At 40.4% G+C, this 13,463-nt stretch carries 6 protein-coding genes; all 6 read left to right on the forward strand.

Translation table 11 applies throughout. From position 1 onward, the window contains the following. Nucleotides 1-32 precede the first annotated feature (32 nt). On the forward strand, nucleotides 33-701 hold the full coding sequence (pspA, locus tag ACUR5C_RS05305) for a phage shock protein PspA (protein WP_454467316.1): 669 nt from the start codon (nucleotides 33-35) through the stop codon (nucleotides 699-701). 14 nt (nucleotides 702-715) lie between these two features. Beyond that, nucleotides 716-955 (forward strand): envelope stress response membrane protein PspB, encoded by a 240-nt coding sequence (pspB, locus tag ACUR5C_RS05310; protein WP_454467317.1) that lies wholly within the window; start codon nucleotides 716-718, stop codon nucleotides 953-955. Then, nucleotides 942-1,403 carry an envelope stress response membrane protein PspC gene (pspC, locus tag ACUR5C_RS05315; protein WP_454467318.1) on the forward strand — a complete coding sequence of 154 codons (462 nt, stop codon included), beginning with the start codon at nucleotides 942-944 and terminating at the stop codon, nucleotides 1,401-1,403. Before pspB ends, pspC begins: the two co-directional genes overlap by 14 nt. 365 nt (nucleotides 1,404-1,768) lie before the next feature. Further along, nucleotides 1,769-4,774 (forward strand): TonB-dependent receptor domain-containing protein, encoded by a 3,006-nt coding sequence (locus ACUR5C_RS05320; protein ID WP_454467319.1) that lies wholly within the window; start codon nucleotides 1,769-1,771, stop codon nucleotides 4,772-4,774. An 81-nt stretch (nucleotides 4,775-4,855) separates the two neighbouring features. Beyond that, on the forward strand, nucleotides 4,856-9,718 hold the full coding sequence (locus ACUR5C_RS05325) for a S8 family serine peptidase (RefSeq protein WP_454467321.1): 4,863 nt from the start codon (nucleotides 4,856-4,858) through the stop codon (nucleotides 9,716-9,718). Nucleotides 9,719-10,005: 287 nt separating this feature from the next. After that, nucleotides 10,006-12,846 (forward strand): TonB-dependent receptor plug domain-containing protein, encoded by a 2,841-nt coding sequence (locus ACUR5C_RS05330; RefSeq protein WP_454467322.1) that lies wholly within the window; start codon nucleotides 10,006-10,008, stop codon nucleotides 12,844-12,846. Nucleotides 12,847-13,463 lie beyond the last annotated feature (617 nt).

Genomic DNA, 13,463 nt, shown 5'->3' on the forward strand with positions numbered 1-13,463 from the left:
ATACTTAATATCGTCGTTTAGGAGAAGTTTAAATGGGTATTTTTTCAAGATTTGCAGACATTGTTAATGCCAACATCAATGCGCTATTAGATAAAGCCGAAGATCCAGAAAAGTTAATTCGCTTAATTATTCAGGAAATGGAAGATACATTAGTTGAGGTAAGAACTTCTTCTGCTAGAACCATTGCGGATAAAAAAGATATATGCCGCCGAATCGAGAAGCTTAACGCTGAAGCCCAAGAATGGGAGCGTAAAGCAGAGTTAGCAATTTCTAAAGAGCGAGAGGATTTAGCAAAAGCGGCTTTAATGGAAAAAAATCAAGCGCAGTCAGTCGCAAATGAGTTACAACACGAGCTAGATAAAGTTGAAGACGTATTAGCGCGCCTTTCAAATGAAGTTACTCAGCTACAAGAAAAGCTCAACGATGCTAAAGCGCGTCAAAAAGCCTTACTAATGCGTCACAGCACTAGCTCATCAAGGTTAAAAGTAAAGAAAAGCTTGTATGCACAGTCGTCTGAGGATGCCGTGACACGATTTGAGCGTTTTGAGCGTAAATTAGACGAACTTGAATCAGAGGTTGAGTCCTATGACCTTGGCAAAAACCGTAGTCTTTCAGATGAAATTAACGAATTAGAGCAGCAAGACGAAGTCGATAAGCAGTTAGCCGAGCTAAAAGCGCGCGTTTCTAAAAACTCAGATTAATCAGGAGCTCTAGCATGGATAGTGATTTTTTGTTTGTACCCTTTGTTTTATTTACAATTTTCGTCGCACCGATTTGGGTCATTATGCATTACCGTTCAAAAAGACAAAAAGAAAATGGTATTTCAGAGGCTGACCACAATAAGCTGCAAGAGTTAATGCATATCGCCGATAAAATGCTAGAACGGGTTGAAACGCTAGAAGCAATTCTTGACGATGAAACTCCTGGGTGGAGAAGAAAACATGAGCGAAGATAATCGTTACCCCCCTAGCTCGCAGCGCAAGCTATACAAACTGCCGGATTCAGCGAAAATATGTGGTGTCTGTGCCGGTATAGCAGAGTACTTTGGCTTTGAAACTTGGGTAGTGAGAATTATCGCGGTTTCGTTACTCTTGTTAAACTGGTTTAACGGCACCATCATTCTTGCCTACTTTATACTTAACTTTATTTTAGAGCCAAAGCCCGGCAGTCGCTCTAATAAAGGCTGCTTCGGTCGAAAAGCCAAGCCGCAAGCAAGCGAAAGCCCAGATAGGCCATACCGCAGCAGTGTTAAAGAAGTTTGGCAAAAAGGGACTGATCCTAAAACGACACTCAAGCAAGTCTCAGAAAAATTTGCAGTTGCGGAAACTAAACTACGCAATATTGAATCTTTTGTGACTTCAAAACAGTTTGATTTAGAAAAAGAATTTAACAAAATGAAGTAAAAGTATACAAGCCATTTGAACAAATTAGGATGTTGCACAGCATCAAAATGTTGATTGTTGCAACTCCTTTCGTAATTTTAGTCCCTCATTTATACCTGACTCAGCATAAAATACTATGATGCCACAAGTGTTGGTACATCAATAATTCTGTGCATTTTAATTAATTCTAGTCTAAAGTGGTTTAGGTAAAATAATAACTAACATTGTAATTATTACCAATCTGATTGTCCCAACCTTAATTCTAGCTATATGATTATCGATGGACAGACTAAGTTTTTACAACTGTTATTAAATGCATAGCTTAGCTTTTTGGGAGTTATGTTAAAAATAAAAACACTATTAAAACAACCACGGGGAGATTCAAATTGAGAATCCATGACGCAAAAAATCCAATCGCAAAGGCGGTTAAATTAGCGCTGCTAGCTACGGCTACGGTATCGGCACTATCAACACCTGCTACGTTACTTGCTGCTGAAGCGGAAGAAGAAGCAGACAAAGACACGAACAGAGTCGTTATTACTGGTTCGAGATTAAGAAGGGAAGGCTTTGAATCTCCCTCACCCGTTAATGTTATAACAGCAGAACAAATTGAGCGTTCAGGAGCTGTTGCTTTAGGGGATGTTCTTGCAACATTTCCACAGCTTGACTCTACGTTCACCTCTCAAAATTCAGGTAATTTTATTGGCACCGCGGGAATTGGCTCTCTTGATTTACGTGGGCTAGGTACACAGCGAACGCTAGTTCTGGTTAATGGGCGTCGTCATGTTTCGGGAAGTCCTGGTTCATCAGCTGTCGACGTCAACAGTATACCGGCTATTTTAATTGAGCGAGTTGATATTATCACTGGCGCAAATGCTGCTGTATATGGTGCCGACGCGGTGACAGGTGTTGTCAATTTTATTTTAAAAGACAACATCGAAGGAAGTGAAGTTAGAGCAAATTACGGCATTGCTGGTGATAGCGGCTTTGAACGCAGAGGAGTAAGTTTTACTTCTGGTTCTAATTTTGCTGAGAATAAAGGTAGTGTTATTTTTGCTTTCTCTTACGATAAGCAAGACGAGTTAACAGCCGCAGAACGAGGCGGTGTTTTTACTCAAAAATGGGGAACAATCAATAACCCAGCTGATGGTGATACCATAAGCAATGGGGTTCAAGTTGATGATGGCATTCCTGATAGAATTACGGTACCAAACCAAGGCCACTATACAATTTCTGATGGCGGTGCGATTTTTGGTGGTGGCGTAATTGGACAATTTAACCCAGATGGGTCATTTACCTCATTTAATCCTTCTGCAGATTTTGAATATGTAGACGGTATTCGTTGTGCTGGCGCTGGTTGTCGCCCTCTAGATTTAAGCACCTTTAATGATCTTCAAGTAGGTTTTGAAAGGTTCACTTTAGATGCGAACTTTAAATATAACTTAACAGACGAAACAGAACTATTTGTAGAAACACGCTTTGCTTCTGTCCAGTCAAATCAACAAGGTCAGCCTTCATTTGATTTTGGCACACTTACAATACAGTCTGATAATGCCTACATTTCGCCTGAAGTTGCAGCATTGACAGGTGGAGCTGACTTTGGATTACGCCGTTTTCATACTGACTTTGGACGCAGAAAAGAATTAAACGACAGAAATACTTTTCGAATGGTTGTTGGAGCGCGTGGTTTTATCGGCATAGATTGGGAATGGGAAGCTTTCGCAAATTATGGTCGTACAGATATCCAACGAAGTAACTTTAACAATCGAATTGACGAGCGTTTCTATGCATCTGCAGATGCGGTACGTTTAACTCAAGCAGACGTTGACTTAATTAATGCTACAGGCGCTGGCTTCGATGAGTTTCAAGATGTTCAAGCGGGCGATGTAACTTGTCGAGCACTTCTACAAGAAGCAACTGGTGGCAGCAGTGGACTTAGCCCTTATGCTTATACTGGTTGTGTTCCAGTAAACTTATTTGGTTTCGGAGCTCCGAGCCAAGAAGCGATTGACTGGTTTTCGCAAACTGCAATTGGTCAGTTTGATCTAGAACAAACTCAAGTTCAGGCGTTTGTCGCAAACCAAGATTTGTTTAACACTTGGGCAGGACCTGCTGGTTTTATTTTTGGTGCTGAGTTCCGCGATGAGCGAGCTGGAGGTGAAGAAGATACCGCTTCTGCACTCGGTTTAACTTTCTTCAACGCTTTATCAGTTAGCCGCGGTAACTATCAAACATCAGAATTTTTCACTGAAATGTCAATACCTTTACTAAATGGCGTTATGTTAGTAGAAGATTTAACCGTCGAAGTTGCTGCGCGTAGCTCTGACTATTCTACGATAGGTAAAAATACCACTTGGGAAGGTCGATTAAATTGGGAAGTTAACTCTGATCTAACGATTAGATATACAACTGGTGAATCTTTACGTGCACCAGACATTGGCGAACTGTTTTCACCTCCAGGTCAAAACTTCTTTGGAATTAACGACCCATGTGACATGGATCAGTTAGCGAACGCTGCTAATGGTATTGATAACCGCATTGCCAACTGTCAAGCTTTGGGAATCGCAGATCCAGAAAACTTTGTTGCAAATGATAGTGTTACTGTACCGGGGTCTTCTGGTGGTAACCCTAACTTAGTAGGCGAAGAATCAACTACTTCTACCATAGGATTTGTATACTCGCCGAGCTTCTTAGAGGGCTTTAACATTGCTGTCGATATGTACGATTTTGAAATTACAAAAGCAATTGCAAACACAGGCGCTCAAGCGATCTTAAACCGTTGTGTTGATGATCCAAATGGAATTAATAACCAGTTTTGTGCTTTAAATGACCGTGACCCAGCGACGGGTGACGTTAGCTTTATTCGCTCTTCTCCGGTTAACTTAAATGAGTTTCAGTCTAAAGGCATTGACTTTGAAATGGATTATAAGTTTGATTTGGCTGATTCTGGCGTACTAACAGCACGTTTAGCTGGTTCTTATTTGCAAGAAAGAACCTTTATATTAAATACTGCTGACAATACTGACAGTGTTGAGGGCGAAGTTGGTTCTCCTGAGCTTCAATATCGATTGTCACTAAACTGGGAAATTGACGATTTAACAGTTTTCGGTTCGGTTACCTTTATTGATGAGCAATTAAATGGCGAAAAGGAAAGTATTTTTGATGCAGACGATCCTAACTTAGATGCTTCAGATAATCTTTTCTTAGAGTCTAAATACTATTTGAACTTAGGCGCTAAGTACAATGTGATGGAAGATATGAGTGTTCAATTGCTTATTAATAACGCAACTGATGAGTTACCTCCGCATCCATTCTTTGGTACAGGTACTGGTTCTGCAATATACGACAATATTGGAACTTTTTACTCAATGAATCTTGAGTACCGCTTCTAAATTTAGACAAGTCGTAATCTCGCGGGGGCACCCCCTGCGAGATATTTGCTAACAGTTATATTCCTATTTGGGAGATAAATAATGAAAATTAAGTCAATTGTTACAGCTGTGTTAACAGCTTGTACATTTGGTGCTAGCGCTTATACAGTGAGCCAAGCTGAGTTAAATAGAAACTCACTCGCGCCGCTAAAGTTTAAAGCTAAACCAATTAATCAAATCCAAAATAATAGAGTAAAAGACAAGCTTGTTTCACTTCAAGATAAAGTGATGCAAGAAGAGTATTTCAAGCAAAATAGTCACACAGGTAAAGCCCTGTATATCGTAAGACTGGTGAATGATGCCGTTCCTTCGTATAAAGGCGACATTCCTGGCCTAAAGGCAACCAGTAAAATCTTTAGCAAATCAGTGAGTAAACAAGCACGGAAATCGGCGCCAGAAGTATTTGCCTACAAGTCTTACTTAGAAAGAAAGCAATCAGATTTTATTAATCTTGCTTCTTCAAAGCTTGGAAAGACGGTTAAAGATTTAAAGCGATTTAATTACGCGATTAATGGTATTTTGACTGAGCTAACCTTCGATGAAGCCAAAAAACTTGCAAAAATGCCGCAAGTAGCGTTCATTGAGAAAAATGAAATATTACCTTTGAATACCGATACTGGCCCAGAATTTATTGGCGCTGGAGAAGTTTGGGATGGTTCTGCAACAGGAACTGAGCTAAAAGGCGAAGGTATTGTTATTGGTATTTTAGATACCGGTATTAACACAGACCACGTTTCTTTTGCTGCGACTGGCGATGATGACTATACTGTTGTTAACCCATGGGGCGATGGTGTTTATGTTGGAGATTGCGTAGAAGACGCAACTTTATGTAACTCTAAACTTATAGGTGTTCGTAGTTATTCTCAGTTGTTAGATAGTTTTGCAGGGGCAGGTTTTGTGAGCCCAGGAAATGGTGAAGACTATAATGGACATGGCTCACATACAGCTGGTACTGCCGGCGGTAACGTACTATTAGACGTTCCTTTGCTTATTAATGAGTCGGGAGAAAGCGGTGACGGCATTCCTTCAAATGTTACTTTTCCTCGTTTGTCGGGGGTTGCTCCGCATGCAAATATAATCTCATATCAAACTTGTCTTCCAGGCAATAGTGGTGACTCATTAAGTGGTTGTTTCAGCGCCGCAGCAATTGGCGCAATCGACGATGCAATTGCAGATAATGTTGATGTAATTAACTATTCTGTTGGCGGTACGACACCATTTAATCCATGGTTGAGTGCAACAGAAGTCGGGTTCTTGAATGCTCAAGCAGCAGGCATTTTTGTTGCCACTTCTGCAGGTAACTCTGGACCTTCTGCAAAAACTGTAACCAAAGCATCGCCTTGGTATACTGCCGTAGCCGCGGTAACTCATGGGCGTTCTGCTGGAAGAGCTTTAAGTTTTGACAGCGAAGAGTTTATCTTTCAAATTAGTAGTGGACCCGCGCTTCCTGATGCAGGAATTACCGCGCCTTTAAAATATGCAGGTGACATAGACGCTGCAAACTTTACTGGGTGTAATGCTTTTGCGGCAGGTTCTTTTACAGACTCTGTTGCTTTAATTAGCCGTGGCGGTTGCTCATTTGAGGCGAAAGTAAATAATGCAGCGACTGCAGGTGCCAACGCAGTGATTGTATTTAATAACAGTGGTGACTCTTTAGTTGCAATGTCTGTAGGTTCCGCAACAAGTATTCCGTCACTGTTTGTTTCTCAAACAGATGGTGAGTCAATGGTTGCTACTTTATCGGCTACTCCTGACTTAGCTGTCTCGCTTAATAATGATTATTTTAAAATTGTTACTGGGCCAAGCGATGTGATGGCATCGTTCTCTTCACGTGGGCCAAATGATTTTGGTCAAATTATTACTCCGCAAGTTGCGGCACCAGGTGTAGCAGTTTACGCTGCATATGCTGACGAACAGCCATACTTAGATGTGACTTCGCCAAACCCTTCAGATTTTGATTTCTTAAGTGGTACGTCAATGGCTGCACCTCATGTAGCAGGTGCTGCAGCATTGGTTAAAAATGCTCACCCAACCTGGAACCCGGATCAAATCCGTTCAGCATTAATGTTGACTTCAACAAATAATGTTTTAAAAGAAGACGGAGCTACCGCTGCAGATCACTTTGATATAGGCGCAGGTCGTATCCAAGTTGATAAAGCAATTAATGTTGGTTTAGTAATGTCTGAGACTTTAGACAATTATACTAATGCCGATCCAAATAATGGAGGCAACCCACGGGCTCTTAATATTCCTAGTCTTGCAAACTACGGCTGTAGTTTAGGTTGTAGTTGGACTAGAACTTTCACCGCGGTAAGAGATGGCACTTACACGTTGACGGCTGATAGCTCTGTAGTTAGTGTCACTCCGGCAACTTTTACTTTAACGGCTGGACAAACTCAAGAAGTTGAAGTGAGCGTAGACACCGCTCTAATGGATGAAGGAGACGAGCTGTATGCTAACGTAATGATTGCTGCAACTGGTCAACCTGAAATGCATCTTCCTTTATATATTAAGGTCAAAAGAGAAGCAATTCCCGGTGATCTAGTTATAAATGCAGGAAGAAATGACGGTTCGTATTTGTTATCAAGTTTTGAGCTTTTTGCGACGACTAATATCACTTATACAGTTGATGGTTTGTATGACGCTAACGCGACAGGCTTTAATACTGTTGAGGATTTTTCGCTTGCAGAAGATTCAACTACAACTTACAACGATAACTTAGATGAAACCTTCGTTTATGAGTTCAGTGTCCCTAATAATACTGCGTTTTTGCGTTCAGCAATTGTAGAGACTACTTCTCCTGATCTTGATTTATTTATTGAAAAATACGACTCGACTACTGACTCTTGGGGGCTTGTTGCCTATTCAGCTGCCGCTGGTTCTGCTGAGTCTACTAGTACATCGTCACCTGAAGCTGGTGAATATCGAGTGATTGTTCAAAACTATGAAGCAAGTGGAGCAGGCGAAGATACCGGAAGCGTCAGTATTGATGTAATTCCAGTAACTGATCCAGTAGAAGGGTTAACTCTTGAAGCTGCGAGTTATTCAAATGGCATTGAGCCAGTTGAGATGCGATTCTTTTGGGATATAGATTTTGCCGAAGGAGACTCTTATTACGCTGACGTTACCATTAATGTTAATGATGCGGAGTTAGGAAGCTTTAGAGTTACATTAAATAGAGTTGAAGATGATTTCACCGTAACGAGTGCGCAAACGCTAGTAAGTCGTGGTGAAGAAATTGAATACACTATGATGGTAAACCAAAGTGTCTATAACATTGACCAAAATCTTGAAATTGCTATAGATATGCCCGCTAATATGTCATTAGTTGAAGGTTCGATTACTGCGAGCAATGGTAGCTTTGCTGTGAAAGATCCCAATGCAGTTGGACTTGATATTTCTGAAGACTTTACCGTTGGTCAAGACTCGACAGTGGGTGACCCTGTTGACGATTTATCAGAAGTATTTGTCTATCCAGTAGTTATCGCTTCTGCAAGCTCAAACTTAACAGCGACTATTACAGAAACAACTTCACCTGATTTAGATTTATGGGTGTACTTTAGTGCTGATGGCAGCAGCTTAGGGACTTTAGTCGGCTATTCTGCAGCCTTTGGTTCAAATGAGTCTGTCAGCCTGAATAACCCAGAGGTAGGTACCTATAGTATTGTCGTTCAAAATTATGAAAATAATTTAGAAAATGACACAGGTACGCTAGTTGTTACTTCAACACCGCAATTAGGTGAAGGCTTTGTGTGGAACGTTACTCAGCAAATGCCTTATGCTGATTACTCTGTAGTGAGCAGCGTAACTGATGCTAGCTGTGCTTCTGCTGGTTTGGGTGGTTATTTAGCGCTAGAAGACTTAAACATAGGCACATTACCTTTAACAGGTGATACTACAAGCATTTCTCTGAACGTTAACTTGCCGTTCTACGGAAATAATGAATCAATACTCACTATCACAGATGATGGGTTTGCAACATATTCCGATGTTGGCAATTCACCTTGGTCCAATACTGTTCTGCCTACGGCTTCAGCGCCTAACAGTACGCTAGCGGGCTTATGGCAAGATATGGAAATCGTTAATTCCGCCACGCGAGGAGTTAGAGTAGCAGGTAACTCAAGCCTTATTTATGTTGATTACGATGAGGTTCAGCGTTGGGGAGTTACTGACGATAGAATTAGCTTTGGTATGTTCTTAGCCACTTCTGTTTCAGACGCTCCTGGTGCATATGAAGTAGTTTACTCATACTCTCCAACTCAAGTAGGTGCTAACGTACTAGTTGGTGCTACTGCAGGTGTTGAAAACAGTAACGGAACATTAGGAACTGATGCTTCTAGCATGATTGCAGCAGGCGAGCAGATTTGTTTTGATGCAATTCAAACAGCTGAATCTTATGAAATTACTTTCCGAGTTGTGCCACAAGCAGGTTATTTGGGGCAAGATGCAGCGCCACTAGTTACTGTTGTTTCTGATATGGAAGGAACTTCGGATTTAAGTGTTTCAGCAACAAGAGTTGAGCTTGTGAATGTTGCACCTATTGCAAATGCAGGACCTGATAAAGCTTACGATAAAAGTGACCCAACTGTGGCGTCGCAAGTTTCTTTGAGTGCTGAGTCTACTCAAGATAATGACGAAGATCGTTTGTCTTATAAATGGACACAAGTGGGTGGAAACGCTATTACCTTATATGGTTCTGGCTCAATCCAATCTCACTTTAAATTAAAAGATGCAGCTAACGGAACCTATACGTTTATGTTAGAAGTTTCTGATGGTGAGTTTTCATCTACTGATGAAGTAACTATTACCATTACAGGGAGCAAAAAAGGCTCAGGATCAATAGGTTGGCTATTATTGTTGATACCCACGTTGTTGATTTCAAGAAAAAAACTCATTAATAAATAAAGTTTTAGTGAGTGTTCAGTAGGAAAAAAGGCCGCTTTGCGGCCTTTTTTCTTTCTACCTCTTTGAAATAAAAGAATTTTTTATGAAAAGCCAAACTTTTGGCGGTCTGATTTTCTAAATGTAAAAATATGAACAAAAAGTTGACCTGTGAGTTTAATAACGGTTAGTATCTTTCTTGGCAGATCAGGCCGAAAGGCTTTTATTAGGTGTGTTTATGACTTATCGAGTATAACGATTAGCGAAACTCACTATATTAACAACCTCCATGACAACCTAGGAGAATTAAATTGAGAACATTAGAAAAGCGAAATCCAATCGCTAAAGCAATAAAGTTAGCTTTATTCGCTACAGCTGGAATTTCAATGTTAAATACCCCAGCGGCTTTCGCAGCTGAAGAAGAAGCAGAAGAAAGTCAAAAAATCACTATTACGGGTTCACGTTTAACTCGTACTGACGTTGAATCAGCATCTCCTGTAACTGTTATAAGCGGTTTACAAATGGAAATGGCTGGTATTCAAGACGTTGGTCAGTTCCTACAAAGCAGCGCTGTAATGTCTGGTTCTCCAGCAATGACTACTACCAACAATGGTGGTAACGGTGGTACTTTTGTTGAGTTACGTGGTTTAGGTTCAGCTCGTACATTAGTATTAATCAATGGTCGTCGTCCAATCAGTTCAGACTTCCAGGGCATTCCAAGCTCAATGATCGAAAGAATCGACGTACTTAAAGACGGTGCTTCTGCTGTTTATGGTGCAGACGCGGTTGCTGGTGTTGTTAACATCATCACTAAAAAAGATTACGAAGGCATTGAAGTAAACCTACAACAATCTGGTTCTTTTAACGTTGGCGCTAACGACCAAACAAGTTTCAGCGTAATTGCTGGTAAAACGTTTGACGCTGGTAACTTAGTATTTGGTGTTGACATTGTTGAACAGAATCCTGTTTATCAAGGCGACGTTAAAGATGTTGAGTTCTTCCAATACCCTTGGCAAGTTTGGGGTACAGCAGCAGAAGAATCTTTCTGGCAAAATGGCCTAATCGGTACAAATGACCCAGATTCAAACGTAATTATCATTGGTTCTGGTTCTGTTCCTTGTGGTCAGTTCTATTTAGATAGCGGCGGTCCTACTCAAACTAATGACACATGTGACGGCGGTATCGCTACTTTAGCTGATATGCGTGATTTCGTAGGTGGCGGTCCAAACAATGACACTTACAACTATGCGCCTGTTAACTACATGCAAACTCCTTACAAGAAAATTAACGTTTTCATGGAAGGTACAATGGAAATTGCTGATAACGTGACTCTTTATTCTGAGACTCGTATCAACAAGCGTACTTCTCGTCAAGAGTTAGCAGCAGTTCCTTACGATACTCGTTTCGATCCTGCGTACAAAGGTACTACTCCTTCAGGTGATGCATTTAATGGTGTTTCTAGAGATAACTTCTATAACCCATTTGGTGAAGATGTTGTTCGTTCACGTCGTCGTATGTTAGAAGGCGGACGTAGCTTTGAGCAAGACATCATGCGTTTCCAACAAGTTTTCGGTGTTGAAGGTGAGCTAGGTGAGACTTGGGTATATGACGTAAGTTATAACTATGGTCACAGCCAAACCGTATCAACTGATTTTGGTCAGTTAAATGGTACTAACCTTGGTTTAGCTATGGGTCCTTCTTTCCAAGATACAGACGGTAGCATTGTTTGTGGTACGCCAACTGCGCCAATCGCCAACTGTGTATCAATGAACGTTTTTGGTGGTCCAGGTTCTATCACTCAAGAAATGCTAGACTTCGTTTCAGCACCTTTAGTTGATTCGTCTAACTTCACACTTAAGCAGTTAACAGGTTTTGTTAGCGGCGACTTAATGGAATTAGATGCAGGCCCATTAGTGGGTGGTTTCGGTGTTGAGTATCGTGAAGAATCACTAGAGCAACAAGTTGACTCTGGTAAATACTTAAGCCAAGTTACGGGTAACAAATCTCGCGGTACAAGCGGTGAGTTTGACGTAACAAGTTTCTTCGCAGAATTTAACGCTCCTTTATTAGAGTCTTTAGACCTAACAGCTGGTTTACGTTATGATGACTTCAGCGCATTTGGTGCATCTACTACCGGTCAAGTTGGTATTAAATGGACTATTATGGACGGCTTAGCTGCTCGTGGTACTTTTGGTACTGTTTACCGTGCACCTACTATCGGTAACTTATTCAGCGCAGCGAATGACTCTTTCCCTTCAGCGACAGATCCTTGTTCTTCTACTAACTGGTCTGCGTTAACTGCTGCACAGCAAGCAAACTGTCAAGCAGACGGCGTACCAGCAGGTGGTAGTGCAAATACTGATAGCCAACAACTTGCAAAAGTTGGTGGTAATGTGAACTTGGAGCCAGAAGAAGGCGAAACTTTCACAGTTGGTGTTGCATACTCTCCAGATTTTGTTGACGGTTTAAGCTTTACGGTTGACTACTGGTCTGTTGAACTTGAAGAAGTTATTGGCGCTATTGGTGCTGCTGACTCACTTCAAGGTTGTTACTTAGGTGGTGTTGCAGAGCTTTGTGAAAACGTTAATCGTGCTAACGGTGAAATCACTTTCATCACTGCACAAGCAACTAACTTATCAAAAATGACTGCAAAAGGTATCGACTTTGAAACTCGTTACAAGTTTGAAGCATTAGAAGGTGAGTTTAACGTTGTTTTATCTTGGACTCATTTCTTAGAAAGAGAAAACCAAGTATATAACGACACTACTTTCTCATTCGATATGGAAGATGTAGTAGGTTTGTATGAAAATGATACTAACTACGCAACTGACAAAATGAACTTAAGTGCTACTTACACTTATGATAACTTAACGCTTGCTTATGCTAGCAACTATATCTCTGAATTAGAGTATGACGAGTTATTATACTGGGGTACTACTGACGGACACATTTACACAGTTGAAGCTCAAATGTATCATGACTTAACTGCTATCTATGACTTCGGTCAAGGTACTAAAGTCTCTGTTGGTATCACTAACTTAACAGACGAATTACCTCCTTATATCGAGCCTGCTTTCAATGGTAACACTGATGAAAGTAACTATCGTTTATTCGGTCGTAGCTGGTTTGTACGTTTGAACCACTCTTTCTAATCTGATTAGTTAAGAGAAAATAAAAAACCGCTGACTTGTTCAGCGGTTTTTTTTCGCCTAAAACAAATGTTAAAGTATTTCTATAAGGTTAAAACATTGGCCTATTCAAATTTTTAATGACTATACTGGAAAAAATTTAACCCTTTTAGATAACAAACTTCGTTAGTTATAGCGACATGTTTAATTAAAGTTCGTTTAGTTTTACCTTGCTAAGCTGCTGATGTTTGTCAAGTCATTAAATCACTTAGTCACAGGTAATTTTTTTAGTTAACTAAGCCTAAAGTAACCACAAAAATTCAACATTTTAGTTATTTTTATAGCGATTTTATGGAATTAAAGTAATGCTCATTGTTTAATTAAATCTACTTTAATTTCAAAGAGTTAGTTAATCCATAAGTGCACGAAAAGTTAAATTGTTGAGAAACCATGAAAGGGGAGTTTTATAACCGATTGACTCATGAATATTTTCTGTTTATAGTCGGCACTATTGTATGATCTTGTCAGTTGTAGCTGGATTGGCGCGGCAACTTGAATCATACATCGATAACAATAAAAATACCGAATCTCGTAGCGAAAAAGAAAGGAATGTCTTCGGCTTTCTATTCAATTTCGATTTG

The sequence above is a fragment of the Aliikangiella aequoris genome (assembly GCF_053709105.1).